Annotated in this window: 27 protein-coding genes; 5 read left to right on the top strand and 22 right to left on the bottom strand. The window is 68.2% G+C overall.

All coding sequences use genetic code 11. From position 1 onward, the window contains the following. Nucleotides 1-1389: an FAD-dependent oxidoreductase gene (locus QTI45_RS30950; RefSeq protein ID WP_286657068.1), complete on the top strand. Its 1389-nt coding sequence runs from the start codon at nt 1-3 to the stop codon at nt 1387-1389. Nucleotides 1390-1401: 12 nt separating this feature from the next. Here QTI45_RS30950 and QTI45_RS30945 read toward each other — a convergent pair whose 3' ends face one another. Together QTI45_RS30945 and QTI45_RS30940 are read right to left on the bottom strand one after the other, a co-directional pair. Beyond that, nucleotides 1402-1797: a DUF2784 domain-containing protein gene (locus QTI45_RS30945; RefSeq protein WP_286657067.1), complete on the bottom strand. Its 396-nt coding sequence runs from the start codon at nt 1795-1797 to the stop codon at nt 1402-1404. Nucleotides 1798-1956: 159 nt separating this feature from the next. Beyond that, nucleotides 1957-3345, bottom strand: coding sequence for an MFS transporter (locus tag QTI45_RS30940; protein ID WP_286657066.1), 1389 nt, complete (start codon nt 3343-3345; stop codon nt 1957-1959). Between the two features lie 92 nt (nt 3346-3437). Between QTI45_RS30940 and QTI45_RS30935 the strand changes: the two genes are divergently transcribed. Genes QTI45_RS30935 through QTI45_RS30925 form a run of 3 tightly spaced genes read left to right on the top strand, consistent with a single transcriptional unit; the run spans nt 3438 to nt 5055 of the window. Then, nucleotides 3438-4406, top strand: coding sequence for a LysR family transcriptional regulator (locus QTI45_RS30935; RefSeq protein ID WP_286657065.1), 969 nt, complete (start codon nt 3438-3440; stop codon nt 4404-4406). Nucleotides 4407-4466: 60 nt separating this feature from the next. Further along, a complete protein-coding gene (locus tag QTI45_RS30930; RefSeq protein ID WP_286657064.1) occupies nt 4467-4778 on the top strand; it encodes a transcriptional regulator in 312 nt (103 codons plus the stop codon). A 16-nt stretch (nt 4779-4794) separates the two neighbouring features. Further along, a complete protein-coding gene (locus QTI45_RS30925) occupies nt 4795-5055 on the top strand; it encodes a BrnA antitoxin family protein (RefSeq protein WP_286526488.1) in 261 nt (86 codons plus the stop codon). 63 nt (nt 5056-5118) lie between these two features. Here QTI45_RS30925 and QTI45_RS30920 read toward each other — a convergent pair whose 3' ends face one another. From QTI45_RS30920 to QTI45_RS30825, 20 genes are all read right to left on the bottom strand, one after another. Further along, the gene (locus QTI45_RS30920; protein WP_286657063.1) at nt 5119-6924 is read right to left on the bottom strand and encodes an extracellular solute-binding protein; all 1806 of its coding nucleotides are present in this window, start codon (nt 6922-6924) and stop codon (nt 5119-5121) included. A gap of 137 nt (nt 6925-7061) precedes the next feature. Further along, the gene (thmT, locus tag QTI45_RS30915) at nt 7062-7253 is read right to left on the bottom strand and encodes a 2-hydroxymuconate tautomerase (RefSeq protein WP_286373626.1); all 192 of its coding nucleotides are present in this window, start codon (nt 7251-7253) and stop codon (nt 7062-7064) included. A gap of 12 nt (nt 7254-7265) precedes the next feature. Further along, nucleotides 7266-8054 carry a 2-oxo-3-hexenedioate decarboxylase gene (gene dmpH, locus QTI45_RS30910; RefSeq protein ID WP_286657062.1) on the bottom strand — a complete coding sequence of 263 codons (789 nt, stop codon included), beginning with the start codon at nt 8052-8054 and terminating at the stop codon, nt 7266-7268. Beyond that, the gene (dmpG, locus tag QTI45_RS30905) at nt 8051-9094 is read right to left on the bottom strand and encodes a 4-hydroxy-2-oxovalerate aldolase (protein WP_286657061.1); all 1044 of its coding nucleotides are present in this window, start codon (nt 9092-9094) and stop codon (nt 8051-8053) included. Before dmpG ends, dmpH begins: the two co-directional genes overlap by 4 nt. Before the next feature lie 8 nt (nt 9095-9102). Next, complete coding sequence (locus QTI45_RS30900) at nt 9103-10014, bottom strand: acetaldehyde dehydrogenase (acetylating) (RefSeq protein ID WP_286657060.1); 912 nt, start codon at nt 10012-10014, stop codon at nt 9103-9105. A gap of 13 nt (nt 10015-10027) precedes the next feature. Further along, entirely contained in the window at nt 10028-10810 is a 783-nt protein-coding gene (gene dmpE, locus QTI45_RS30895; protein WP_286657059.1) for a 2-oxopent-4-enoate hydratase, read from the bottom strand. A 28-nt stretch (nt 10811-10838) separates the two neighbouring features. Then, a complete protein-coding gene (locus QTI45_RS30890; RefSeq protein ID WP_286657058.1) occupies nt 10839-11663 on the bottom strand; it encodes an alpha/beta fold hydrolase in 825 nt (274 codons plus the stop codon). Nucleotides 11664-11676: 13 nt separating this feature from the next. Next, a complete protein-coding gene (locus tag QTI45_RS30885) occupies nt 11677-13131 on the bottom strand; it encodes a 2-hydroxymuconic semialdehyde dehydrogenase (RefSeq protein WP_286657057.1) in 1455 nt (484 codons plus the stop codon). A 10-nt stretch (nt 13132-13141) separates the two neighbouring features. Next, nucleotides 13142-14074, bottom strand: a complete 933-nt coding sequence (locus QTI45_RS30880; protein ID WP_286536814.1) for a catechol 2,3-dioxygenase — start codon at nt 14072-14074, stop codon at nt 13142-13144. 26 nt (nt 14075-14100) lie between these two features. Then, nucleotides 14101-14445, bottom strand: coding sequence for a 2Fe-2S iron-sulfur cluster binding domain-containing protein (locus tag QTI45_RS30875; RefSeq protein WP_286373634.1), 345 nt, complete (start codon nt 14443-14445; stop codon nt 14101-14103). Between the two features lies 1 nt (nt 14446). Continuing rightward, complete coding sequence (locus QTI45_RS30870) at nt 14447-15505, bottom strand: NADH:ubiquinone reductase (Na(+)-transporting) subunit F (RefSeq protein WP_286657056.1); 1059 nt, start codon at nt 15503-15505, stop codon at nt 14447-14449. A 19-nt stretch (nt 15506-15524) separates the two neighbouring features. Next, nucleotides 15525-15887, bottom strand: a complete 363-nt coding sequence (locus QTI45_RS30865) for a phenol hydroxylase subunit P4 (protein ID WP_286373636.1) — start codon at nt 15885-15887, stop codon at nt 15525-15527. Nucleotides 15888-15918: 31 nt separating this feature from the next. Further along, nucleotides 15919-17514, bottom strand: coding sequence for an aromatic/alkene/methane monooxygenase hydroxylase/oxygenase subunit alpha (locus QTI45_RS30860; RefSeq protein ID WP_286657055.1), 1596 nt, complete (start codon nt 17512-17514; stop codon nt 15919-15921). 51 nt (nt 17515-17565) lie between these two features. Further along, a complete protein-coding gene (locus QTI45_RS30855) occupies nt 17566-17862 on the bottom strand; it encodes an MmoB/DmpM family protein (RefSeq protein ID WP_286373638.1) in 297 nt (98 codons plus the stop codon). 20 nt (nt 17863-17882) lie between these two features. Further along, entirely contained in the window at nt 17883-18878 is a 996-nt protein-coding gene (locus QTI45_RS30850; protein ID WP_286373639.1) for an aromatic/alkene monooxygenase hydroxylase subunit beta, read from the bottom strand. 29 nt (nt 18879-18907) lie between these two features. Then, nucleotides 18908-19189, bottom strand: a complete 282-nt coding sequence (locus QTI45_RS30845) for a phenol hydroxylase subunit (RefSeq protein ID WP_286373640.1) — start codon at nt 19187-19189, stop codon at nt 18908-18910. A gap of 209 nt (nt 19190-19398) precedes the next feature. Continuing rightward, on the bottom strand, nt 19399-21051 hold the full coding sequence (locus tag QTI45_RS30840) for a sigma-54-dependent Fis family transcriptional regulator (RefSeq protein WP_286657054.1): 1653 nt from the start codon (nt 21049-21051) through the stop codon (nt 19399-19401). An 81-nt stretch (nt 21052-21132) separates the two neighbouring features. Beyond that, entirely contained in the window at nt 21133-22764 is a 1632-nt protein-coding gene (locus tag QTI45_RS30835; RefSeq protein ID WP_286657053.1) for a long-chain fatty acid--CoA ligase, read from the bottom strand. A gap of 73 nt (nt 22765-22837) precedes the next feature. Then, nucleotides 22838-23692 carry an alpha/beta hydrolase gene (locus QTI45_RS30830; RefSeq protein ID WP_286657052.1) on the bottom strand — a complete coding sequence of 285 codons (855 nt, stop codon included), beginning with the start codon at nt 23690-23692 and terminating at the stop codon, nt 22838-22840. Nucleotides 23693-23697: 5 nt separating this feature from the next. Beyond that, complete coding sequence (locus tag QTI45_RS30825; RefSeq protein ID WP_286373071.1) at nt 23698-24405, bottom strand: TetR/AcrR family transcriptional regulator; 708 nt, start codon at nt 24403-24405, stop codon at nt 23698-23700. A gap of 168 nt (nt 24406-24573) precedes the next feature. Between QTI45_RS30825 and QTI45_RS30820 the strand changes: the two genes are divergently transcribed. Next, complete coding sequence (locus QTI45_RS30820; RefSeq protein ID WP_286657051.1) at nt 24574-25440, top strand: fumarylacetoacetate hydrolase family protein; 867 nt, start codon at nt 24574-24576, stop codon at nt 25438-25440.

The raw sequence follows: 25440 nt of genomic DNA, 5'->3' as shown, positions 1-25440 counted from the left end.
ATGCGGCCCTTCTGGATCGAGCAGGCGCTCTCCACCGACGGCGAGCTCGCGCCGGCCCTGCAGGGCGCACAGCGCGCCGATGTGTGCATCGTCGGCGGCGGCTTCACCGGCCTGTGGACCGCGATCCAGGCCAAGCAGCAGGATCCGTCGCTGGACATCGCCATCGTCGAGAGCGATCTCTGCGGCGCCGGCGCGAGCGGCCGCAACGGCGGCTGCCTCCTCACCTGGTCAGCCAAGTTCTTCACGCTGCGCCGTCTCTTCGGCGAAGCCGAGGCGATCCGCCTCGTCAAGGCCTCCGAAGCGGCGGTCGACCACATCGCCCGCTTCTGCCGCGAGCACCGCATCAACGCCGAATTCCGGCAGGACGGCACGCTCTACACCGCAACCTCGCAGGCCCAGATCGGCGCGCTCGATCCGGTGATGCAGGGGCTGGAGGCCTGCGGCATCAAGTCCTACTTCAAGCTGCCGGCCGAAGAGGTGGCGCGGCGCTCGGGCTCGGCGCGCAACCTCGCGGGGGTCTATTCGCCGATCGCCGCCACGGTGCATCCGGGCAAGCTGGTGCGCGGGCTGCGCCGCGTGGCGCTCGACATGGGCATCCGCATCTACGAGCGCAGCCCGATGCTGGAATTCAGCAGGGGCCAGCCGGTCACCGTGCGCACGCCCTGCGGCAGCATCGAATCGAAGAAGCTGGTGCTGGCGATCAATGCGTGGATGGCCAGCACCCTGCCCCGCTTCGAGCGCACCATCGCCATCGTGTCGAGCGACATGGTGATCACCGAACGCTGCCCCGAACTGCTGCGCGAGATCGGCCTGGTCGATGGCGTCTCGGTGCTCGATTCGCGGACCTTCGTCTATTACTACCGCAGCACGGTCGACGGCCGGATCATGCTGGGCAAGGGCGGCAACACCTTCTCGTGGGGCGGCCGCATCGCGCCGGTCTTCGACCAGCGTTCGCCCTACGAGGCGGAGCTCACGCGGGCGCTGCACTCCTTCTTCCCGGCGCTGAAATCGACGCCGATCACGGCGAGCTGGAATGGCCCGTCGGACCGCTCGGTCACCGGCTTTCCGTTCTTCGGGCAGCTCGACGGCGCGCCGCACATCAGCTACGGCTTCGGCTATTCGGGCAATGGCGTGGGGCCGACCTACATGGGCGGGCAGATCCTCTCGTCGATGCTGCTGGACCAGGACAACGCGTGGACGCGCAGCCCATTGACCCAAGGGCCGCTCGGGCACTTTCCGCCCGAGCCGATCCGCTATGTCGGCTCGATCGTGGTCCGCAACGCGATCCGCCGCAAGGAGAGCGCCGAAGACCGGAACCGCCAGCCCTGGCTGGTCGACCGGATGCTCAGCAAGTTCGCGAACGCGGCGGGCAAGGCGGACAAGGCCTGAACCGCGGCCGTTTCAGGGCGCGGCGTCGCGGGTCGCTTTCCGCCTGCGGCGCAATACCAGGAGCCGTGCGTACAGTGCTGCGTTGAACAGCAGCACGCCGAGTCCGAGCGCGATCTGCAGCGGACGCGTCAGGCCTTCGGGATAGATCAGCGCCAGCAGGTAGTGCTCGACGAAGCCGCCGCTGTAGCCGGCCTCGCCGGCGCTGCGGCGCAGCGCGTTCTCGAGCGGCGTCAGCGGGCAGATCCAGCCGGCCGACACCACCCAGCCCGCCCACGCCGCCGCCGGAAGATGCAGCCAGGCGAGCCGCGGCCAGCGCCACACGAGCAAGCCGCCGAACACTGCGAACAGGATGAACAGGCCGTGCAGCAGCAGCACGGCGTCGGCCAGCAGGCGGTCGCTGATTCCCATGGGAGGGATGCTAGCGCCTGGGCGGAGGGGCGTCGGGCGGTCCATGGTCAGGCCGTCGCCGGTCGGCGTGGCGGAAATGCCTTCCTGCCGACGCTGAGAAAGGCGAGCGCCAAACTGACCGCGCGGCTCTATCCGGAATGAGTCGCGGCACCGGCATGTTCACGTTGAGCTTGGGGCCCCGAGACCGAAGGCCTGGCGCCCTCCTCCATCCGGCAGCCACGAGCAGGCCAGCAGCGCCAGCACGACGGTAGCGGCAACGCACCCGAACACCGCTTGCAGCCCGTGGCCCCATGCGGCCAGCAGCGCCACGCCGGCGGCTCCGCCCAGGCTGCGCAGCATGATCGGCGCCGCCGTGGCGACACCCATGTGCTGCGCGGGCGAGACCCGTTGCGCCACCACGGTGACGATCGGAAAGAGCAGCCCCAGCCCGAGGCCCAGCGGCAGCAGGCTGGCCGACAGTGCCAGCGCCGCATCCGGAACCCAGCGCAGGACCGCGACCAGCAGCCCGAAGGCCAGCAGCATCAGCACGCAGGCCATCCTCGCCAGCGCTGCTGCAGGTCTCTTCGCACGCAGCAGCTTGCCGCTGGTCACGGCGGCCACCGTAACGCCCGCCATCAAGGGCAGCAGATGCCAGGCCGATGCCGTGGGCGACAGGTGCAGGCCGGCCTGCAGGTACTGCGGCAGGAACACCACCGCGGCGTACAGCGCGACACCGGTGGTCAGTCCGATGAAGCTGGCCCCCGCATAGGCCGGGCGGGCGAACAGCGACAGCGGCAACAGGGGGTGCGCCGCACGCCGCTGCCGCCACAGGAAGCCGAGCGTGAACTTGGCGCCGAGCACCAGCAGCAGCCCCAGCGAGACGCGCTCGGGCAGGTTCAGCTTGCCGTGCTGCGTGGCCAGCAGCAGGCTGACGAGCGCGCCGGCGAGCAGCACCGCACCTGGCCAGTCGATCCGGGCGCCCGGGGCCTGCCGCGGTGATGCCGGCTTCGAAGGCAGGCTCAGGGCGAGCACGGCCCAGGCCAATGCCGCCAGCGGAATGTTGAGCCAGAAGGCCCAGTGCCACGACAGGTGCTGCACGAGAGCGCCGCCGAGCAGCGGGCCGAACATCGTCGACACGCCGTAGGCCGCTCCCAGCAGCGCCTGATGACGGCCACGCTCCTCGGCTGCGAACAGCTCGGGCACGGTCAGCATGGACAAGGTCATCAGGCCGCCTCCGCCTGCGCCCTGCAGCGCCCGCGCGAGCACCAACTGGCGCACGTCCTGGCTCGCTCCGCAGGCCAGCGAACCCAGCAGGAACAGGCCGAGGGCCAGCAGCAGCATCGGCTTCCTGCCGAGCAGGTCGGCCAGCCGGCCGTACAGCAGGATGACCACGGTGGCAGCCAGCAGATAGGCGGAGAAGGCCCACGCCAGCGGCCAGCCGCCGGCGAGTTCCCGCGCCATCACGGGCAACGCAGTGGAGAGGATGGTCTGGTCGAGCGCGGCCAGCACCAGCGTCAGCATGAGCATGGCGAAGGGCAGGCGGGCGGACGGCTGGCTTGGATTTCTCATGGGCGGCGAGCTTGCGAAGGGAGCGAGGGGGCGCCAGTGTCGGAAGCAGAGTCAATTTTGTACAGTGCAATGAATCGAACATATGATTTCGTATGGCGAACACATACGATCTCAATCTGCTGACGGCCCTCGATGCCCTCCTGGCCACCGGGAGCGTCACTGCAGCGGCCGCGCGGATGCACCTGAGCACGCCCGCGATGAGCCACACGCTGGCGCGCATCCGCGAAGCTTTCGGCGACCCGATCCTGGTCCGCGCGGGCAGAAAGCTCGTGCCCACGCCGCGCGCCCTGGCGCTGGTCGAGCCGGTGCGTGCGCTGCTGGCGCAGGCGCAGGCCTTGCGCGCGCCGCTCGATGCCCAAGACCTGGCTACGGTCGACCGGCGCTTCGTCGTTCGGGCGCCCGAGGGCATCGCGGTGGTGTTCGGAGCCAGCCTGTCACGCGCGCTGGAGAGCGACATGCCGCTGGCGACGCTGCAGTTCCTGCCAGAGACCCTGGCCGACCCCGGCGGCTTGCGCGAGGGGCGGCTCGACCTCGACATCGGCAGTTTTCGCAGCACCGACCCCGAAACCGAGACCCAGGTGCTGTCGCAGCAAAGGCTGGTGGGTGCGGTGCGCACCGGTCATCCCCTGATGAAGCTGCCGAAAAAGAATCCGCTCAGCGCGCAGCGATTCGCAGCCGCGCGCCACGTCGGCGTGACGCCGCGCGCGGGCGAAGTCTCCGCCGTGGATCTGGCGCTGGAGGCACTCGGGCTCGAACGGCAGGTGGCGCTGCTGGTGCCCAGTTCCTTCTCGGCGCTGATAGCCGCCTCGCGCACCGACCTCGTGGCCAGCGTGCCCGAGCGCACGGCGCGGGGCATGGCGGCTTCGCTCGGGCTGCAGGTGTTCGACCTGCCGGTCTCGGTGCCTGCCGAGGCCATGCGTATGGCCTGGCACCCGCGCCATGGCGCCGACCCCGCGCATCGATGGCTGCGCGAGCGCATGCAGCGGGTGCTCGACGAGCCGCGCTGGATCGTTCCGTCCGTCGCGTCGCTCGCGACGGGAGCGCGCAAAGGCGTCGTCTGAGCAGCCATGTCGTGCAGCAGAGCTCTTGTGTAGATATTTTTTTGTTACTACAATAAATTGGTGTTCACCGTCATCGAGACCCCCACGTTCCGACGCCTCGCGGACGAAATATGGGACGAGGAAGAGCGGATGGACTTCGTCACATGGATTGCTGCGAATACCGAGGCCGGCGACGTCATCAAGGGAAGCGGCGGTCTGCGGAAGGTGCGCTGGACGCGTTCCGGGATGGGCAAGCGTGGCGGAGCCCGCGTGATCTATTTCGCCCGCGATGAAAAAGGAGACCTTGTTCTGCTGCTCGTCTACGTGAAGGCCAAGTTCGACAACATCCCCACCGAAACTCTGAGGAAGCTCAAGGACGCCATCAATGCCTAAGGCCAAAGATCCGGAAGTGGCGCAGTTCGAACGCGATCTGCTCCATTCCATCGAAGAAATGAAGCGCGGAGAGTCGGCCGCGATCCATACGCCCGCGCAAATCGCGGCGCGCAAGCGGGGTCGCCCTGCCGGCAGCGTGAAGCCGAATGCAAAGGTGTCGACCACCATCCGGCTGTCGCCCGAAGTGCTGGCATTCTTTCGCGCGGCAGGCGACGGCTGGCAGTCGCGCGTGGATGGAGCGCTGAAGGAGTATGTAGCGCAGCACTCGCGCAAATAGTTCATTGGCCAGACTTCCGCGGATCGAACTTATCGCGCAAGGCATCGCCCACCGCAGAGAAGGTCAATCCCGCTCACCCGTCTTCGGCGGGTCCATCCACCAGGTCGTCAGCAACGCAGAGCCCGCCAGCAGGCGCTGCGGCAACTCGGCATCGGGGCGCCGCAGGTTGCGCTTGTGAACCATGTAGTACTGCTTGCCGTAGTACAGGGGGACCACGTAGTGCTGATGGAGCAAGAACCTGTCGAGCAGCCGGACGGCCGTTGCAAGGGATGCGCGGTCAGGGCTCTTGACGATGATGTCGATGAGTTCGTCGATCACCGGGTCGCTGATCCCGCTCAAGTTCTGGCTCCCCCGCTCCGCCGCGGACCTCGAGCCCAGGTCGTCGTAGAGCTCGTTGCCGGGACTCGACGAGCCGCCGAGGATCTGGATGGTCATGTCGAAGTCGAAGTCGTCGAGCCTCTTCTTGATCAGGGCCGCATCGCGAAGCCGAACCTGCAACGAGATTCCGAGCTTGCCCAGGTTTCTCGCGTAGGGCGCCAGCACAGGTTCCGAACTGCGGTCCGCAATGTCGATCTCGATCACGAAGGGCTTGCCGCCGCCGTCGCGCAGCGCGCCATCCCGGTAGGACCAACCCGCCGCCTTCAGCAGCGCCTGCGCTTCGACCAGGTTGCGTCGAAGCCCCTCGGGCGTGTCACCGGTTGCAGCGGGCCGAGGCAATGGCCCCTGCACGATCTTGAGATAGTCCTGTCTGTGCACCAGCCGCGCAATCAGCGCCTGCTCGTCCGGGCCGAGCTCCGGCTTCGCCATCAGGTCGTCGCTGTTCTGGAAGTAGCTCATGGTGCGCGCTCTGCGCCCATAGAAAAGACGCTGGTTCAGCCAGTCGAAATCGAAGGCCAGCGCCAGCGCCTGCCGCACCCGGATATCGGCGAAGCGGGGCTGGCGCAGGTTCACTGCCAAGCCCCGCATGCCCGTGAAGCGGCGGTGCGAAATCTCGGTCTTGACGATTTCGCCGGAGTCGAAACGGCGGCCCTTGTAGCGACGAATCCAGGCGGTGATCGATGTCTCTTCGAGAGCGTCGAGCGCACCCACCTTGATCGACTCTTCCTCCCCGAGTCGATCCCTGAAGTATTGATAGCTGACCTTGTCGAAGTTGAACATGCCCTTGCGAACCGGAAGATCGGCAGCCCAGTAGTCCGGTCGCCGCCGGTAGGAGATGGACTTGCCCGGATCCACCTTCTCGACGACGTAGGGCCCGCTCGCCACAGGCGGCTCGTCGACGACCTGATCGAAGGGCTTGCCCCGACCCCAGGCTCGGGAGAACACGGGCATTTGCCCGATGATCATGTGCAGCTCTGAATTCCGGCGCTTGAACTCGAAGCGAATCCTGCGATCGTCGATCACGACAGCCGCCTTGATTTCGCTCCAGTAGGAACGAAAGGTCGGGCCGGCCTGCTGGCTCATCAAGGTGTCGAAGGAGTGCTTCACGTCCTGCGCCAGCACGGGCGTGTTGTCCGAGAAGCGGGCCTTGGGGTTTAGGCGGAAAGTCACGCTCATCTGGTCAGGGGCGACGAGCACGTCTTCCGCCAGCAGCCCGTAGTTCGAAAAAGGCTCGTCTTCGCTGGGCGTCATCAATGAATCGAAGACCAGGCCGTACTCCGCGAACACGAAGCCGTTGGGGCTGTAACCCATGCCGGCCGGGGGCGTGCCCTTGAGCGTGAACGGATTGAGCTTGTCGAAGCTACCGCTCGCCGAAAGCGTCAGGTGTCCGCCCTTGGGCGCGTCGGGATTGACGTAGTCGAAATGCTTGAAGGAGTCCGGGTACTTCGGCTCGTATCCCATGCCCAGCCCCTGCGCCGCCCACACAGGCATCGTCAGGGCAATCCACAATCCGACAAGCCAAATTCGCATCTCGGAATTCTGGCCGAGATCGACACGAAGCCGCCGCCCTGGCCCCCCTCCTCCGGGAAAACAGAAATTTCTGGCGCAGGGAGGGCAGCGGCTTGCTGCTAGCGCCCGAGGTCCTTCGCGCTGACCCCCGCGATGCCCCAGTTCTCCTTCGGCACGTCGTGCAGCCAGACCCGCACGTTGTCCCTGGGCGCGCCGACCGCCTCGACGATCGCGTGCGTGACCTTTTCGATCAGCGCCCGCTTCTGTTCCTCGCTCCGGCCTTCGATGAGGTAGATCTGTGCAAATGGCATGGCTGTCTCCTTTCAGGCGAAGCGCAGGCCGACGCTGCCCATGCCCTGCACCCTGAGCGTGACCGAATCGCCCGCCTTCACCGCCACCGCCTCGGTGATGCCGCCCGACAGGATCAGGGTGCCGGCCGGGATCTCCTCGCCACGCGCGCCGAGGTGATTCGCCAGCATCGCGATCGCCGCCGCCGGATGTCCCAGCACCGCGGCGCCGGCGCCGAAGGCCACCGGCTCGCCGTTCTTCTCCAGCACGATGCCGACCGTGCGCAGGTCGACCTCGGCCACCGGCAGGGGCCGCCCACCGACCACGAAGCGCGAGGCCGAGGTGTTGTCGGCGACCACGCTCTTCAGGTCGAACTTGAAGTCGCGGTAGCGGCTGTCGATGACCTCGATGCCGGGCAGCACGAAGTCGGTCGCGGCGAGCACCGCGCCGATGTGGCAGCCCGGACCCCTGAGCGGCGCGCGGGTGACGAAGGCGATCTCGGGCTCGACCTTGGGATGGATCAGCTCGGCCATGCGGCATTCGCCGCCTTCGGGCACCGCATAGCTGTCGGCCATGAAGCCGAACACCGGCGTGGTCACGCCCATCTGCTTCATCTTGGCGTGCGAGGTCAGGCCGGCCTTGAGCCCGATGATGCGCTGGCCACGGGCGATCTTGCGCCGGCGGATCTCGTTCTGGATCGCATAGGCGTCGTCCCAGTCCATCTCGGGATACTCGTCGGTGATCTTCGGCGTGTCCTTGCCGCCGAGTTCGCAGCCCTCTAGGTGCTCGGCCAGCGCGGCGATGGTGTCGAGGTCGAGTTTCATGCGGCTACCTCCTGCATGGCGCTGCGCGCCCGGGCGAGCGTCATCGCCGTGTCCTCGATCATGTCTTCCTGGCCGCCGACCATGCCGCGGCGCCCGAGCTCGACCAGGATCTCGCGCGCCGGCACGCCGTACTTGGCCTCGGCGCGCTTGGCGAACAACAGGAAGGACGAGTACACGCCCGCGTAGCCCAGGGTCAGCGAGTCGCGGTCGACCCGGATGACGTGGTCCATGATCGGAACCACGCGGTCTTCGGCGACGTCCTGGATGCGGAACACGTCGACGCCGGTCTCGATGCCCATGCGGTCGCAGACGGCGACGAAGACCTCCATCGGCGTGTTGCCCGCGCCGGCGCCGAGCCCCGCGGCCGCGGCGTCGATGCGGTTGGCGCCGGCCTCGACCGCGGCAATGGAATTGGCGACGCCCATCGCCAGGTTGTGGTGGCCGTGGAAGCCGAGTTCGGTCGACGGCTTCAAGGCCGCCCGCACCGCGGCGATGCGCGCCTTCACGTCATCCGGAAGCATGTGGCCGGCGGAGTCGGTCACGTAGATGCAGTTGGCTCCATAGCTTTCCATCAGCAGTGCCTGGCTCGCCAGCGTCGCGGGGCTGGCCATGTGGGCCATCATGAGGAAGCCCACCGTGTCCAGCTCGAGCTTGCGCGCCATCGCGATGTGCTGCTCGGAGACGTCGGCCTCGGTGCAATGGGTGGCGACGCGCACCGTGTGCACGCCGACCCCGTGCGCCATGCGCAGGTGGTCGACGGTGCCGATGCCCGGAATCAGCAGGGCCGAGACCTTCGCGTTCTTCATCAGCGGGATCACCGCGCCGAGGTAGTCCTCGTCGCTGTGCGCCGGAAAGCCGTAGTTGACCGAGCTGCCGCCCAGCCCGTCGCCGTGCGTCACCTCGATCAGCGGCACGCCCGCTTCGTCGAGGCCGGTGGCGATGTGGCGCATCTGGTCGAGCGTCATCAGGTGGCGCTTGGGGTGCATGCCGTCGCGCAGCGTCATGTCGTGGACGGTGATCTTTCTGCCCTTGAGAGTCATGGTGCCTCCTATGCCGCAAGGGCTTCAGGTTGAAGTTGGCCGGCCAGCATCGACTCGGCGAACAGTTCCGCCGTGCGTGCCGCGGCGGCGGTCATGATGTCGAGGTTGCCCGCGTACTTCGGCAGGTAGTCGCCCAGCCCTTCGACTTCGAGGTAGATCGACACGCGCCTGCCGTCGAACACCGGGCCGTTCACCAGCTTGTAGCCCGGCACGTACTTCTGAACCTCGGCGATCATCCGGTGCACCGACGCCGTGATGGCGGCCTGGTCAGGCGCGTCTTCGGTCAGGCAGTGGACGGTGTCGCGCATGATCAGCGGCGGCTCGGCGGGGTTGACGATGATGATCGCCTTGCCCCTGGCGGCGCCGCCGACCTGCTCCACCGCGCCGGCCGTGGTGCGCGTGAACTCGTCGATGTTCCTGCGCGTGCCGGGGCCGACCGAGCGGCTGGCGACGGTGGCGACGATCTCGCCGTAGGCCACCGCCTGCACCTGCGACACGGCCGCCACCATCGGGATCGTGGCCTGGCCGCCGCAAGTGACCATGTTGACGTTCATCGGCGCGTCGCGAAGCTGGTCCTTCAGGTTGACCGACGGCACGCAGAAGGGCCCGATCGCCGCCGGCGTGAGGTCGATCATCCGCACGCCGAGCGCATTGAGCTTGCGCGAGTTCTCGGCATGCACGTAGGCGCTGGTGGCGTCGAAGGCGATCCGGATGTCGTCGGCCTCCACCTGCGGCAGCAGGCCGTCGACGCCTTCGGCGGTGGTCTTGAGCCCCATCTCGCGGGCCCGCTGCAGCCCGTCGGACGCGGGGTCGATGCCGACCATCCAGACGAGTTCGAGCAGCGGGCTGCGCTGCAGCTTGGCCAGCAGGTCGGTCCCGATGTTGCCGGGTCCGATGAGGGCGCACTTGATCTTCTTCATGGGTGGGTGTCCTTCAATGAAAGCGGACCGAGCAGCCGCCCAGGCCGCCGATCGAAACGCGGAAGTTGTCGCCGGCCGCGGCCGGGAACATCGCGGCCAGTGCACCGGACAGGACGACCTCGCCGGCCTTCAGTCCGATGCCGAGCCGGCCCAGCGTGTTGGCGAGCCAGGCGACGGCATTGACCGGCGAGCCGAGGGCGGCGGCACCGGCGCCGGTGGCGATGATCTCGCCGTTCTTCTCGAGCACCATGCCGCAGGTGCCGAGGTCGATCCGGCGCGGATCGACCGCACTGTCGCCGAGCACGAAGACGCCGCAGGAGGCGTTGTCGGCCACGGTGTCGGCAATCTTGATCTTCCAGTCGCGGATGCGCGAATCGACGATCTCGAAGCAGGGCATGACGCATTCGGTGGCGGCCAGCACATCGGCGTTGCCGATGCCCGGCCCCATCAGGTCGCGCTTCAGGATGAAGGCGATCTCGCCCTCGGCCTTGGGCTGGATCAGGGTCCGCGAGTCGATGGACTCGCCTTCGCCGACGATCATGCCGTCGAGCAGGTAGCCGAAGTCGGGCTGGAAGACGCCGAGCATGTTCATCACGGCGCGCGAGGTGACGCCGATCTTCTTGCCGACGATGCGCTCGCCAGCCTCGAGCCGGCGCGCGATCATGCGCTGCTGCACGTGGTAGGCGTCCTCGATCGTGATGGCCTCGTGGCGGCTGGTGAGCGGCTCCACGACCTGGCGGTGGCGTAGCGCGGTGTAGAGCTCGTCGCCGAGCCGGTGGATGAGCGGGGTGTCCATGGTGGGCATCTCGTGTCGTTGGGATGAATCAATCGGCCTCGGCGAGGAAATCGCCGACCAGCCGCGCAAAGCGGGCGCCGTGCTCGATCTGCGTCCAGTGGCCGCAGCGGCCGAACACGTGCAGCTGGCTGTTCGGAATCCAGTCGGCCAGGGTCAGCGAGGTGGCGAGCGGAATCACCTGGTCCTCGCGGCCGTGGATCACCAGCGTCTGGTGCGGCAAGGCGCGGATGGCCGCCTCCGGGCTCGCCATGGCGTCGACCCAGCGCTGGCGCGGCGCCGGGAACATCGCGCCGAAGGCTTCCTGGAAGCCGGGCCGGATGCTGGCCTCGTAGCGCAGCTGCGCCAGCTCGTCGCTGACCAGCGAGCGGTCGTGCGCGAACACGTCCAGGATGCGGCGCATGTTCTCGAGCGAGGGCGTGTAGCCCCACACGGCATCGAGCCCCGGCGTGATCGCGAAGGGCACGCCGACGCTGCCCATCAGCACCAGCCGGCGAACCCGGTGCGGCGCGCGGATCGCGAGCGCCAGCGACAGCGCGCCGCCGAACGAGTTGCCCACCACGTCGGCGCGCTCGATGTCCAGCGCATCGAGCAGGTCGATCGCCTGCTGGACCCAGGTGTCCATCGTGTAGGCGATGCCCGGCGGGCGATCGGTGTAGCCGAAGCCCGCCATGTCGGGCGCGATGACGCGCCGCGTCTGCGCCAGCACCGGCATCGCCAGCCGCCAGTTGGCCCAGGCGCTGACCCCTGGGCCCGAGCCGTGGATGAAAAGCGCCGGCGCGCCCTGCCCCAGGTCGTGCAGGTTGGTGTCGAAGGCACCGGTGCGCACCCGCAGGCCGATCTCCGGATGGCTCATGGCCGTTCGCTCCTCACAGCTTGATGCAGACATTGCGCAACTCGGTGTAGAACTCGAGCGAATGGACGCCGCCTTCACGGCCGATCCCCGAGGCCTTGGCGCCGCCGAAGGCGGTCCGCAGGTCGCGCAGGAACCAGCTGTTGATCCAGCAGATGCCGACCTCGACCTGCTTCGCCACGCGATGCGCACGGCCGAGGTTTTCGGTCCACACCGTGGTGGCGAGGCCGTAGTCGGTGGCGTTGGCCAGCGCGATGGCTTCTTCCTCGGTGTCGAAGGGCGCGATGTGGCAGCACGGGCCGAAGATCTCCTCGCGGATGACCGCGGCGCTCTCGGGCAGGCCGGTCCAGATGGTCGGCTGCACCCAGTGGCCTTCGGCCAATGCGCCGGTCATCTGCGGGACGCCGCCGCCGGTGACCACGGTGGCGCCCTCGTCCCTGGCCTTCCGGTAGTACGAGAGCACCTTCTGCTGGTGCTCGCGCGAGATCAGCGGGCCGAGGTTCACGCCGGCTTCTTCGGAGGGCCCGGGCTTCAGCGCCTCGGCCCTGGCCTTCAACGCGGCGACGAAGCGCTCGAAGATCGGCCGCTGCACATAGACGCGCTCGGTGCCCAGGCACACCTGGCCGCAGTTCTCGAAGGCCGAGCGCGCGATGCCGGCCACCGCCTTCTCGAAGTCGGCGTCGGCAAACACCAGCCCCGCGTTCTTGCCGCCGAGTTCGAAGGACACCGGCCGCACGCCCTTCGCCGCCGCGGCCATGATCGCCTCGCCGGTGCGGGTCTCGCCGGTGAAGGTGATGCCGTCGACACCCGGATGCGTGGTCAGGAACTCGCCCGCCGACTGCGGCCCGAAGCCGTGCACCACGTTGTAGACGCCGGGCGGGATGCCGACCGCGTTCATCACCTCGCCGAGCAGGGTGGCGGTGGCCGGCGTCTCTTCCGAGGGCTTGACGACCACCGTGTTGCCGCAGGCCAGCGCCGGCCCGACCTTCCAGGTCATGAGCAGCAGCGGCAGGTTCCACGGGCAGACCACGCCGATCACGCCCAGCGGCGAGCGGATCGCGTAGTTGAGCGCCTGGCCGCCGTCGGGCGTGGCGGTCTCGAAGGTCTCGGTCGGCACGTTCTTGACGATGTCCGCGAAGACCTTGAAGTTGGCGGCGCCGCGCGGGATGTCGATGTGCGAGGCCAGCGAATGCGGCTTGCCGGTGTCGGCCATCTCGGCCTGCAGGAAGTCGTCGAAGCGGCGGTTGATCTCGTCGGCCACCGCATGCAGCAACTCGACCCTGCGGCCCACGCTCATGCGGCCCCACTCGCCGTGGAGCGCCGCCCGGGCCGCACGCACGGCGGCATCGACCTCGGCGGCACCGGCCTCGTGGACGCGGCCGAGCAGCCGGTTGTCGGCCGGCGCGCGGTTGTCGAAGGTCTTCGAGGTGGCGACGAATTCGCCGCCGATGAAGTTGAGGAAATGCTTCACGTCCGGCCCCTCAGGTCACCACCGAGAGGAAGTTCTCGTTGAGCTTGCGGTCGTGATAGAAGATCGCGCGCCCGAGTTCGTCGTCGGTCCAGGTCAGCGGCGGCTTGTCCGGATAGAACACGTAGCCGCCCGAGAAGACCTCGTTGCGGTTGCCGCTCGGGTCGAAGAAGTAGATCGTCTCGCCGCGCGTGATGCCGTGCCGCGTCGGCCCGATGTCCAGCGAGACGCGTTTCTTGGTGATGATGTCGGCCGCCTTCAGCACCTCGCCCCAGTTGTCCAGCAGGAAGGACGCGTGGTGGAACTTGTTCTTCTCCGGGTGGCGGATGAAGGCGATGTCGTGCGGCTTGGTCGAGCAGGTCAGGAAGGCGGCGATCGCCATCCGCTCCGGCCCGGCCACCACGCTCTCGGCCAGGTTGAAGCCCAGCACCTCGGTGAAGAGCTTCATCGTGCCGTCGAGGTCGTCGCCATACAGCAGGCAGTGGTCGAAGCGCGAGGGCGCCATGCCCTTGAGATCGTCGGGGGAGATCTCGGGGTTCTCGTAGGGCATGCCGTTGCCGACCTTTTCCTTCTCGGCGAAGAGCTCGATCGCATGGCCGGTGGGCACCGTGAAGCGGAAGCGCTTGCCGGTCCGCAGGTGCTCGCCGGCGGCGATCCATTGCATGTCGGTCGCCAGGCCGCTGGCCTCGAGGTCGGCCGCCAGCTTCTCGAGCGTGGCGGGCGAGTCGACCCGGAAGCCCATGAAGTCCATGCCGGCCGTGTCGGCCTCGCGCAGCACCACGCTGTGGTGGTCGTGCTCGTCCCAGGCCTTGAAGTAGATGCGGCCTTGCGCATCGCGCGCAGTCTCGATCAGGCCGAGAACGTCGCGGTAGTGCTTGATGGCCGCTTCCAGGTCGAGCACGCGCAATTGAACGTGGCCCGGTCGCAGTACGCCAGTGAGTGCCATGGGGAGTCTCCTTCGGTGGTTGAAGTTCAGGTGGGGGAACGGGTAGCGTCGGCGAGGTGCCGCTCGATGCAGCGTGCCATCCGGGCGACCGCCAGCAGTTGCAGGTCGCTCTGCGGATAGGCGCGGCAGGCCAGCACGTAGCCTTCGGCCTCCTCGTCGGCGCTGATGTGGCTGCGGCTCATGCGCTCGCAGCGGGTGCGGCCGGCTTCGATGCGCACCTTGCAGATGCCGCAGCCGCCGCCGCGGCAGCCGACCGGTATGCCCTTGCGGCCGAGCTGCTCCATGCCGCCGAGCAGGGTCTGGTCGCCGCGGCAGGCATAGCGTTCGCTCGTGTTGCCGATGGCGATCGAGAAGCACGGTGTCGCGGTCATCTCAAAGCGCCTTGAAGAGCGGGCTGCGCGGCGCGGCGCTGGCGGCGTCGGCGGCGGTGAAGAACTTCTCGGTGTAGATGTCGCGCTCGAACAGCCGGCCCTGCATCAGGGTCGCGATGCAGGCCTCGGTCATCGGCGGCGGTCCGCACAGATAGGCCTTGTGGCCGCGGAAGTCGTTCGCGAAGTGCGCCTTCAGCGCCTCGTGGGCGTAGCCGCGTGCGCCGTTCCAATCGGCATCCGGAACCAGGTCCGACAGCACCGGCACGTAGCTGAAGTTCGGATGGCGTTCCGCGAGCGCCTCGAAGACTTCGCTGAAGTACAGCTCTTCGTGGCTGCGCGCGCCCTGGATCAGGGTGATCGGGAGCTCGCAGCCCTCGTTCAGGAGGTCGAGCACCATGGCCTTGGGGCTCGACAGGCCCGAGCCGCCGGCCACGAAGATCATCGGCAACCGCGCCGACTTGCGCACGAAGAAGCGGCCGTTCGGCGCCGTGAAGCGCAGCGTCTGGCCGACCTGCAGCTGGTCGTGCAGCCAGCCCGTGGCGCGGCCCTGGGGCACGCGGCGGATGTGCAGCTCGATCAGGTCCTCATGCGGTGCATTGGCGATCGAGAAGGCCCGCTCGCCCTCGACGCCGGGCACGTGCAGCATCAGGTACTGGCCGGCCTGGAACGCGGCGGGCCTGGCCGTCCGCAGCCAGAGCCCGCGGATGGTCGGCGTCAGCATGCGGGCCTCGACCAGTTCGGCGTCGAAGTCCTCGAGCGGCAGGAACTGCGCGTCAGGGTCTTCGTCGATCTCGGCCTCGATCACGAGGTCGGCCTGCGCCGTGGCGCAGCAGGCGAGGATCTTTCCCTCGTCGCGCTCGAAATCCATCAGCGCGAAGTTGGAGGCCTCGCCGTGCTCGCATTCGCCTTCGAGCACCTGCACCTTGCAGGTGCCGCAGACGCCGTGGCCGCAGGCGTGCGGCAGCCAGACGCCGGCGCGGAGGCAGGCGTCCAACACCGTCTGGCCGTCGCGGGCGGCGACGCCCTGTCCCAGCGGCTCGATCATGATCTGGAAGCTCATGGCCTTTGTCCTCGCGGCTTCAGCTGTGCGAGCCCTTGATGCCCTTGAGGCCGGGCACCCGGAAGCGGATCACGGACTTGTGGACCAGACCGTTGTCGGCCAGCGATTTCGCCGGGTCGGGCACGAAGGGCTTGCCCGAGTCGAGCCACTGGGCTTGCCCCCAGTCGATCTTCTCGAAGTCGGGATGGCTGCCGTAGACGCCGGGCAGCACCTCGCTCAGGAGCGCGCCGAAGGGCATGGCCGCGGGCAGCGGCAGGCACACCGGCGAGCAGAACAGCAGGTGGTCGTCCCAGCCGATGTAGAGAAGGCGGTTGCCGTGGAAGCGGTCTTCGCTGTCCGCGACGGTGCCGGTGTAGCCGGGGGCGAGTGCAACAACAGACATGGGTTTCTCCTGTGTCGGGTTCGGTGTGGGCTCAGGCGACCTTCGGCTGCGCAGGCTGCGCCGCTGGCGCCGACAGGTCCTGGCCGGTCCAGCGCTCCCAGTTCGCCTTGTCCGGCGAGGTGTTGAACTCGCCGTTGTCCGCGCCTGCGGCGATGTGGTAGTAGTCCAGCACCGCGGCCAGCGGGTTGAAGCCCGGCACCGTCGGGTCGGTGCCCTCGGGGAAGCAGTTGCCCTGGTAGATCTGGTGCACCGGCAGCCAGGCCTGCACGTACTTCTCGGGCTCGTCGTCGAAGATGTCCTTGCAGCCGTCGGAGCAGAAGTGATGCTTCATGCCGTGGTAGCTGCTCTCGCGGTAGCAGATCTTTGTCGGATCGTCGGGTTCGGTGAAGGCCATCGGGATCTGGCAGGTCTGGCACAGCATCGGCAGCGTGTTGTTGAACCAGCGCTTGCCCTGCTGCTCCTGCTCGGCGAGCCATTCGAAGCGCGGGCGGTACATCCGGTCGAAGGTCTCGGGGTACTTCTCCGACAGCCAGTCCATCTCGTCGGGCTGGGGCACCCAGACATTGAAGTTGGCCGCGTGGCCGTAGTTGTTGAAGATGGCCCAGGCCTCGTGCGAGATTCGGCTCTTCTCCTTCGACGCCACCTCGTGGTACTTGGGCATGCGGATGCCGTAGCGCGCCAGGTCCTGGAACAGCGCACCGCCGTTCTTCTCGAAGTACATCTCCCAGGCCTCGGACCAGCTCATCACGCGCTTGGGCAGCATGTAGTCCATCATCATCGCGACCAGGGTCAGCAGGCGGTAGCCGCGCCAGAACCACTTGTCGACCCACTTCTGAACGATCGGCACGTTGTCCGGGTCCTGCTCGAGGATGAACTTCACCACCTCGAGGCCCAGCGTCATGTGGCGCGACTCGTCGCTCTGGGCCGAGAAGCCGAAGGTCACGGTCGCCATGTCGCCGTTGTAGGCGGCACCGCTCATGAAGGGCATGAACAGCAGGTTGGTCAGCACGTATTCGAACGAGAACGAGATCGCGGTGACGAACTCGAAAGGCCCGGCACTCATCGCGTCCTCGAAGTAGCTCTTGGGCACCGACAGATACCAGACCCGGTCGTGCATGTGCTGCGGATCGTGCAGCCCGTTGAAGTACTTGTTGAAGTGGCTGATGGTGTGGAACTGCGTCTGCGCATGGCGCAGCTCGTCGATCGACTGCATCTGGCAGGCCACGCGCGCGCCGACGCCGCGCATGGATCGCCCGGCCATCGCATAGCCGCGGTGGGCCGCGTATTCGAGCGGCGACACGCCGGTCAGGAACAGCTTCAGCGTGTTCAGGTAGCGCGGGTCGCTGATGTTGAACTGGCCGTTGTTCTGCTGGAAGGCGTCGATGATCGCGTAGAGCTTCTTTTCCTTCTCGCCCTGGAACTTCCAGTAGGCGTCCATCGTGAGGCGGAACGGGTCTTCCCACTGGTCCCAGTCGTGGATCTTGATGCCCTCGAACTTGTCGAAGGGAAAGACATCGTCCATCGACTGGTAGGTGGTGTCCCAGCCGAGGCCGCGGGTCATCATCGCGTAGCGTTCCTTCAGGCCGAGCCGGGCGGCGGGGCGCTTGGTGTTGTCTGCGTGGGTCATGGCGTCTTGTCCTTGAATGCGGTGATGCGGTGATGCAGTGATGCGGTGCGCTCAGGCGCCCCAATGGAGGATGAATTCGTCGTCGGTCTCTTCGATGCTTCCGGACAGCGAGATCAGGCTCAGGTGGATCTCCTGCAGGTCCCAGCGGCGGCCGACGCGCTCCTCGACCGAGGCCTGGCGGATCACCAGCCGGCCCGGCGCATCGACCTTCACCATCGCCGGGTAGTCGATGGCGGTGGCGCCGGGGTTGTCGGCGAGGATGGCTTCGACGATGGCGCGTGCGGTCTCGCTGGTCTGCAGCGCGATGAAGACCGGCGGGCGGGCGATGTCTGCGGTGGCGGTGGTCATTCGGGTCTCCTGGTTTGTCATCAAGCGGCGATGCCGAGGCGCGCGGCGCGGGCGTCGAGTTCGGCGGCGACGGCTTGCAACGCCTCGGCGCCGCCGGCGCCCAGTGCCAATGCCGACAGCGGTCCGAGCGCATCGACGATCTGCTCGCGCCAGGTCCGGTACCAGGCTGCGAGCTGCGCCTTGTTGGCCGGCGATTCGTCGGCCGCGGTCTTGACCGTGGCGTCGACCCAGCGCAGGTTCTCGTCGAACCAGTCGTTCTGGAACTCGGTCAGCATCGCCAGCGCATTGCCGGTGGCGGCACTGCGCTCGTTCACGTAGCGCCTGTAGACCAGCGGATACAGCAGGCCGTCGAAGACCAGGTTCTGCGCCACGAAGACCTCGAACCAGTCGCGCGTGACGAACAGGTTTTCCATCAGGCGCCGGACGCCCTGCCAGGCCGGGTGCGAGAGCCAGGCTTCCTTGCCGGCATCCAGCGCGGCGCCCGAGTTGCCGTCCAACTGCAGGCCGACGCGCGACAGGTACTGCGCGATGCCCAGCCGGTCCATGGCGGCGAAGATGAAGGGCTGGGTCACCGCGGTGCCGTAGCCGTAGCCGCAGCAGTAGCTGTGGTTCATGTTGGCGCCCCATTCGTAGTGGCGCAGCGGCACCAGCACCTGCTGCAACGATTCGCGGGTGCCGGCGTCGGCCTGGGCCAGCAGCCGGCGCTTGTCCGCGAACTCGAACTGCCGGTCGGCGCCCTCCTGCTGCCGGGCGCGGGTCATCGTGTAGACGCCGTAGTAGTAGTGGCGTGGGTCCTTGAAGCTGTACCAGTCGGCCATCGCGATCGCGGTGCGGCGCTTGTCGTAGAGCTCGTACTCGGGCTGCCACAGCGGCCGGTAGTGGAAGTTGGCGGTCGGCTGCATGTCCAGCGTGGCTTCCTGGTAGCGCGAGGCCGGCTTGTCGCCGAGCCGCCGGGCGACGTGCGAGAAGGTCTGGCGGATCGGCCGGATGTCGGTGGTCTTGATGTCGACTTGCACGGGGTGTCTCCTCGGGTGGGGTTCAGGGTCTAGTGATCGATGCCGGGCGCGCCGTAGCGCCACTTCATGCGCTCGAAGTCGAGCCGGGCGCCCTCCTCGGTCGTCAGGTGGCGCACCTGGTGGCGCTCGCAGAATTCGCGGAACTGATCGAACTGCATGACCAGCTCGACCGCCAGTTCGGGGTCGCCGATGGCGAACTCGAACTCGACGAAGCGCGCCTCGCGGGTGCCCGTGACGCGCACGAAGCACGGCTGTCCGGTCATCGCGCTGGCACTGCCGCTGTGCCGGTCCGGCGGGGTTGAAAGGGTCACGTGTTCAATCCATCAAATCCGGGTCGGCAACAGCGCCGCCCCGACCAATAAGGGCAACGCGCGTGCCAGCGCGGCTAAGTGATTGATTTGTATGGACCCGGCCGGTGACCGGGCTGGGTGGTCCGGGTTGTCCCGGATGATGGGGTGATCATTTGCTGCGGTGCAGCGTGATCAAATGGTGAAATCTGCGGGCGCAGGGGCCCGCGGACTCAGGACGCCGGCAGCCCTTCCTTCTTCAACCGGTAGGCCAGCTGCGGCCGCGTGATGCCAAGCAGCCGCGCCGCCTGCGACAGGTTGCCCTTGGCCCGCTGCATGGCCATCTGCATCAGCCGCTGTTCGAACGATGCGATGTCGATGCTTTCCTCGAGGACGCGCTCGCACAGCGCGTCCAGCGAGCCGGCTTCGGATTGCGTGATCTGGCCGCCGGTGCCGAGATGGCCCTCGACCGGCGCGCCCGAGGGCGAGCTCCACAGATAGGCGGCCTCGATGTCGCCGTGGTCGGGCGCCAGCAGCACCGCGCGCTCGATCACGTTCTCGAGTTCGCGGATGTTGCCCGGCCACGCGTGCTTCATGACCTCGCGCATCGCCTTGTCGGTCAGGCCGCGCAGTTTCTTGCCGTACAGCGTGCTGTACTTCTCGACGAAGCGCCCGACCAGCGCCGGGATGTCGGCCGTGCGCTCGCGCAGCGGCGGAATGGTGATCGGGAAGGTGTTGAGGCGGTAGAAGAGATCGCTCCTGAACTTGCCGGCCTGCATCGCCCGCGGCAGGTCGACGTTGGTCGCCGCGACGATGCGGACATCGACCCGCGTCGCCTGGTCGGCGCCGAGGCGCTCGATCTCGCCGGTCTGCAGCACGCGCAGCAGCTTCACCTGCGTCGCCAGCGGCAGGTCGCCCGCCTCGTCGAGGAACAGGGTGCCGCCGTGGGCGCGCTCGAAACGGCCGGCGCGCGCATGGTGGGCGCCGGTGTAGGCGCCCTTCTCGACCCCGAACAGCTCGGCCTCGATCAGCTCCGCCGGGATCGCGGCGCAGTTGACCGCGATGAAGGGCTGCTTGGCGCGCGGGCCGTTGTCGTGCAGCCAGCGCGCGAACAGCTCCTTGCCGACCCCAGTCTCGCCCAGCAGCAGGACGGTGATGGCGCTGCGGGCGGCGGTCCGCAGCAGGTCAAAGGCCGCGCGAAAGCCCGGCGAGACGCCGACCAGCTTCTGGTCGTACTCGCGGCGCGGCTGCAGGGCGCGCAGGTGTTCGAGCCCGAGGTTGAATTCGATCAGCCGCTCGGCGACGTGGTGCTGCCGGAAGTAGTCCAGGTAGCGCTCGTCCTGCCACTCTTCGGCGACATGGCCGACGATGCGGCAGCGGCTGTCGCCCATGCTGGTGCACTCGACCTCCTTGAAGACCACCAGCCGGCCCATGAAGGCGCTGGTGTAGCCCGACGCATAGCCGATCTGCGACCAGCATTGCGGATCCTCGCCGTAGCCGAAGTCGGCCACGTGGGCCTCGCACTCCCAGGAGTTCTCCCAGATGAACTCGCCGAAGAAGGTCTTGTTCTCTAAGTCCATCTCAAGCTTGATCATCTCGACGCTGACGATGCCCTCGATCGAGTGCAGGCGCGGGCCGAGCATGAAGGCGTCTTCGGTGCGCAGGCCGGCGCGCCGCTCCTTGACCGCCAGCTCGCCGTCGCGCTGCCCGGACGCGAAGCCCATGCGCACCAGCAGGCCGCGCGCGCGCTCGACGCCCAGGGAATCCAGCAACTCCTTGCGAAGCTCGGCAAAGGCACGCGCATGCAGCAGCAGCATGCGCTGCTCGTCCAGCCAGATGTGGCCGGAGCCCGCGTTGAAGCGCAGGAGAGAAAGAAGTTCTCCCACGTTGTCTCCTTGTATGAAAACCGGTTGCCGATGCGACGCGATGCTATCAGCAGCATCGGCCGGCAGGCGGCCGCGGGAGACTCAGTCGGGCGACTGCGAGACCCGGTCGCGGTACATCTCGCGCAGCCGCGTCTTGAGGAACTTGCCGGTCCCGGTCTTGGGGATCGCGTCGACCCATTCGAAGTCGTCGGGCAGCTGGAAACGCGCCAGCTTCGGGCGCAGGAATTCGCGCAGCGCCGGTGCATCGACCTCGGCGCCCGGGCGCCGCACCGCCACCACCAGCGGCCGCTCGCCCCACTTGGGGTGCGCGATCGCGACCACCGAGGCCTCGGCCACCGCGGGATGGCCCATGACCAGGTTCTCGAGCTCGACCGAGCTGATCCATTCGCCGCCCGACTTGATCATGTCCTTGCTGCGGTCGACCAGGTGCATGTAGCCCTCGGGGTCGATGGTGCCGATGTCGCCGGTGCGCAGCCAGCCGTCGGCGGTGAACTTGCCCGGGTCGTCCGGCGTCGCGTGGTAGGCGCCCGTGACCCACGGCCCGCGCACCTGCACTTCGCCCGACGCCTTGCCGTCCCAGGGCTGCAGGCCCGCGGCCTCGTCGACGATGCGCATCTCGACCAGCGGCGTGGCGATGCCCTGCATGGCGCGCAGCGCATGCCGCGCTTCGTCGGGCAGCGCGAGATGCTTGGGCTTGATGACCGGCACGCTGCCGAGCGGCGAGGTCTCGGTCATGCCCCAGCCCTGGACGATGTGCATGTCGTGCGCAGCGAAGTTGGCGATCATCGTGTGCGGCACCGCGGCGCCGCCGATCAGCATCCGCATGCCCTTCACGAGCCGGCGCTCGCGCGTCGGCTTCTGCATGGCCTGCCAGATCATCATCCAGATGGTCGGCACGCCGAGCGCCATCGTGACCTGGCCTTCTTCCATCAGGTCGAGCAGGTCTTCGCCGCCGAGGTGGGGGCCGGGCAGGACCTGGCCGGCGCCGACCATCATGGCCGAGAACGGCACGGCCCAGGCATTGGCGTGGAACATGGGCGTGACCATCATGACCTGGTCGCGCGCCGACAGCGCGAACAGGTCGGGGATGCAGCCGGTGATGGCGTGCAGCACCATCGAGCGGTGCGAGTACACGACGCCCTTCGGCCGGCCCGTGGTGCCCGAGGTGTAGCACATGCCGACCGCCTCGTTCTCGTCCTGCTCGGGGTAGCGGTAGTCGGTGGCGTCGCCTTCGATGAAGTCCTCGTAGCTCTGCAGGCCCGCCGGCAAGGGGGCACCGCTGAACGGCACGACGATCACGCGCGGCTGCTGCTTGAGCAGCGGCGACACGCGCTCCCAGACCGGCAGCAGCACGTCGTCGACGATCAGCACGCGGTCGCCGGCATCGTCCATGATGTAGGCGATGTCCTCGGGCGACAGCCGCAGGTTCAGGGTGTGCAGCACCGCGCCCGCGGCCGGGATGCCGAAGTAGCTCTCGAGGTGCCAGGCGTGGTTCCAGCTCATGGTGGCAACCGGGTCGCCGCGGGTGATGCCGGCCTTGTCGCGCAGGGCCTGGGCCAGTTGCCGGGCCCGGCGCCGGATCTCGCGGTAGCTGCGGCGGTAGGTCGACTTGTCGGGCAGCCGGCCCAGCACCTCCTGGTCGCCGAAATAGGTGCCGGCGCGGTCGAGGATCTGGTTGGTGCTGAGCTGCACCGGCATCATGGTGGACTTCATCGTCTGTCTCCGTCGAGGGGCGCGAACGAACCGGGGCCGGGCCGGATGATAGGGCTGGGCGAGCCCGGCGCGTTCAAGGGATTCCGAGCAGTTCCAGCGCGAGCGCGTGGGTGCGCGAATGCGGGTCGGCGATCTCGTGCAGCACGTCCATGTGGTTGCGCCCCGGCACCGTTTCGGCGGCGACAACCACCGGCCCCCAGGCGCTCGCGATCAGCGCGGACTGGCGCCGGAACTCCTCGCTCTCATTGCCGCCGACCACGGTCGCCAGCCTGCCGCGGGCGGGCGCGGGCCACAGTGCCGGACTGAGGCGCCGTGCCGACGCCGCGCCGAGTCCGATGTCGGCGGCCAGGAAGGGGGCATGCCGCAGCGGCTCCAGTTCATAGAGGCCCGAGATGGCCAGCGCCGACTTGACCAGATCCGCGGGAAGGTCCGCCGCCACCGCCTGCCAGTCGCAGGCCAGCAGCATCGCCGCCAGATGTCCGCCCGCCGAATGGCCGGCCACCACGATGCGCTCGCGGTCGCCGCCGTGGTCGGCCGCGTGCCGCCAGACCCAGGCCAGCGCCTGGGTCAGCTGCAGCGCGATCTGCTCGATGCCGACGGCCGGACACAGGGCGTAGTTGAGCTGCGCGACCATCGCGCCCGCGTCGGCGAAAGGCGGCGCCACGAAAGCCTGGTCGCGCTTGTCGAGCGCGCGCCAGTAGCCGCCGTGGATGTAGACCAGCACCGGCGCTCCCGCGGCGCCGGCGGCCGGGAGGATGTCGAGCCGTTCGCTCGCGTCTTCGCCATAGGCCAGGTCGAGCGCCCAGCCCGGTCGGCCCAGCGCACGGGCAGAAGCATCGGCCCAATGCCGGAGGATCGCGGGATGCTCCGGGATGCCTGCCCGGGCGTTGTATTGGGCATCGAACCAGGCAGGCGACGGGCGCGGCATGCTTGTCAACCTCCCTTGGCGGCCAGCGCCGTCGCCCGGGCGCCGTTGGCCTTGGCCGGGCGGCGGCGGGCCGGCTTCTGCTCGGCATCGCGCAGCGCGGCGTCGATCAGCGCATCGGCCATCCACAGGGCGGTGCGCTCCACCTCGCGGTCGCCGAGGCCCCAGATGTCCTTGAGGATCACGTAGGGCTCGATGCCGTAGACCACCGACAGCGCATGGTGCAGCCGGTTGCGCACGGCAGGGCTCATCAACGGCGCCAGGGGCTCGATCGCATGCTCGAGGATGCGCACGCGGTGGCCGCGGCGGTAGGGCTCCTCCTCCAGCAGGCCGGCGCGCTCGAGCCCCCATTGCTCGAGCGAGAGCTGGGCGGCGGCGCGCAGCTGCGCCTCGAACTCCTTGAAGCGCGGGAAGGTTTGCAGGAACAGCTCGTGCACGCGGTCGCGGCCGTTCGGGTTGGCCGACGCCAGCTTGCGCACCGGCCCGAGCGAGCTGTCGATCACCGCGGTGACCAGTGCGCTGCGGCTCGGGAAATAGCGGTAGGCCGTGGCCCGCGACACCTTCGAGCGGGCCGCGGCCTCGGCCACCGAGGGGATGTGGCCGCTCTCCTGGATGATCGTCATGGCGGTGTCGAGCAGCAGCCGGAAAGTGGCCGCCTTGACCCCGCGCTCGGGGGGGAGCGGGGGTTCGCTCAGCTTGTGTTTCAGTCTCGCCATCGGGTTTGTACGGGGCTTTGGAGGGCCTGGAATCTATTGTGAACAGCGGATGCCGGATCGTATGATGCAGCGATCCCGATTTGAGACGCAAGTCTCAAACATGACTTCCGAGACTTCGAGGCCGCGGCGCACACCGTTGGACCCCGGGGCGATATGGAGACAAAGTCGATGCGCCTGGCAAGCTGGAATTGGGGTGGACGCGACCACGTGGGAACGATCTCGCCCGACGGGCGGGAGGCCACGCCCCTGGGCGTGCGCGACCCTTCGCTCGGGGCCTTGCCGCTGATCCAGGCGCTGGCAGCCGGCGAACCGCTGCCGCAGCCGTCGGGCACGCGGCTGCCGGTCGAGGTCATCACGCTTCGCGCTCCGCTGCCGCGCCCCTTGCGCAGCCTGTTCTGCGTCGGCCGCAACTACCGCGCCCATGCGGCTGAACTGGCCGGCTCGGTGTTCCGTGCCGCGATGCCCGAGACCGACCCCTGGCCGATCGTCTTCGGCAAGCTGGGCGAATGCGTGGTCGGGCCGCACGACCCGGTGCGCCTGCCCTCCCCGGCCGCCTCGATCCAGATCGACTACGAATCCGAACTCGCGGTGGTCATCGGCCGTGGCGGGCGCGACATCCTGGCGGCCCATGCGATGGACCACGTGTTCGGCTACACGGTGGTCAACGACGTCACGGCGCGCGACGTCCAGATGCGCCACCAGCAGTGGGACCTGGGCAAGAGCTTCGACACCTTCTGCCCCATGGGCCCGTGGATCGTCACCGCCGACGAACTCGACGGCCGTGCCACCCGCGTGCGCGGCTGGGTCAACGGCGCGCTGCGGCAGGACGGCCAGACCCGCGACATGATCTTCGACATCCCGACCCTGATCGAGACCTGCTCGCGCGGCATCACGCTGTACCCGGGCGACGTCATCGCCACCGGCACGCCCTCGGGCGTGGGCATGGGCCTGAAGCCGCCGCAATGGCTGCGCTCGGGCGACGTGGTGCGCATCGAGATCGATGGCGTCGGCGTCATCGAGAACCGGTTCGAGTAG

The organism is Variovorax saccharolyticus, from assembly GCF_030316765.1.
GTDB classification, from domain to species: Bacteria; Pseudomonadota; Gammaproteobacteria; order Burkholderiales; family Burkholderiaceae_C; genus Variovorax; species Variovorax saccharolyticus.
Note: the sequence above shows the minus strand (reverse complement) of the source record. Positions and strands in the feature narration are given on the sequence as shown.

Excerpts from the sequence above, each read along its gene's own strand:
- QTI45_RS30950 (WP_286657068.1), top strand. The coding sequence starts at position 1 with ATGCGGCCCTTCTGGATCGAGCAGGCGCTCTCCACCGACGGCGAGCTC.
- QTI45_RS30945 (WP_286657067.1), bottom strand. The coding sequence starts at position 1,797 with ATGGGAATCAGCGACCGCCTGCTGGCCGACGCCGTGCTGCTGCTGCAC.
- QTI45_RS30940 (WP_286657066.1), bottom strand. The coding sequence starts at position 3,345 with ATGAGAAATCCAAGCCAGCCGTCCGCCCGCCTGCCCTTCGCCATGCTC.
- QTI45_RS30935 (WP_286657065.1), top strand. The coding sequence starts at position 3,438 with ATGGCGAACACATACGATCTCAATCTGCTGACGGCCCTCGATGCCCTC.
- QTI45_RS30920 (WP_286657063.1), bottom strand. The coding sequence starts at position 6,924 with ATGCCTGTGTGGGCGGCGCAGGGGCTGGGCATGGGATACGAGCCGAAG.
- thmT (WP_286373626.1), bottom strand. The coding sequence starts at position 7,253 with ATGCCATTTGCACAGATCTACCTCATCGAAGGCCGGAGCGAGGAACAG.
- dmpH (WP_286657062.1), bottom strand. The coding sequence starts at position 8,054 with ATGAAACTCGACCTCGACACCATCGCCGCGCTGGCCGAGCACCTAGAG.
- dmpG (WP_286657061.1), bottom strand. The coding sequence starts at position 9,094 with ATGACTCTCAAGGGCAGAAAGATCACCGTCCACGACATGACGCTGCGC.
- QTI45_RS30900 (WP_286657060.1), bottom strand. The coding sequence starts at position 10,014 with ATGAAGAAGATCAAGTGCGCCCTCATCGGACCCGGCAACATCGGGACC.
- dmpE (WP_286657059.1), bottom strand. The coding sequence starts at position 10,810 with ATGGACACCCCGCTCATCCACCGGCTCGGCGACGAGCTCTACACCGCG.
- QTI45_RS30890 (WP_286657058.1), bottom strand. The coding sequence starts at position 11,663 with ATGAGCCATCCGGAGATCGGCCTGCGGGTGCGCACCGGTGCCTTCGAC.
- QTI45_RS30880 (WP_286536814.1), bottom strand. The coding sequence starts at position 14,074 with ATGGCACTCACTGGCGTACTGCGACCGGGCCACGTTCAATTGCGCGTG.
- QTI45_RS30875 (WP_286373634.1), bottom strand. The coding sequence starts at position 14,445 with ATGACCGCGACACCGTGCTTCTCGATCGCCATCGGCAACACGAGCGAA.
- QTI45_RS30870 (WP_286657056.1), bottom strand. The coding sequence starts at position 15,505 with ATGAGCTTCCAGATCATGATCGAGCCGCTGGGACAGGGCGTCGCCGCC.
- QTI45_RS30865 (WP_286373636.1), bottom strand. The coding sequence starts at position 15,887 with ATGTCTGTTGTTGCACTCGCCCCCGGCTACACCGGCACCGTCGCGGAC.
- QTI45_RS30860 (WP_286657055.1), bottom strand. The coding sequence starts at position 17,514 with ATGACCCACGCAGACAACACCAAGCGCCCCGCCGCCCGGCTCGGCCTG.
- QTI45_RS30855 (WP_286373638.1), bottom strand. The coding sequence starts at position 17,862 with ATGACCACCGCCACCGCAGACATCGCCCGCCCGCCGGTCTTCATCGCG.
- QTI45_RS30835 (WP_286657053.1), bottom strand. The coding sequence starts at position 22,764 with ATGAAGTCCACCATGATGCCGGTGCAGCTCAGCACCAACCAGATCCTC.
- QTI45_RS30830 (WP_286657052.1), bottom strand. The coding sequence starts at position 23,692 with ATGCCGCGCCCGTCGCCTGCCTGGTTCGATGCCCAATACAACGCCCGG.
- QTI45_RS30825 (WP_286373071.1), bottom strand. The coding sequence starts at position 24,405 with ATGGCGAGACTGAAACACAAGCTGAGCGAACCCCCGCTCCCCCCCGAG.
- QTI45_RS30820 (WP_286657051.1), top strand. The coding sequence starts at position 24,574 with ATGCGCCTGGCAAGCTGGAATTGGGGTGGACGCGACCACGTGGGAACG.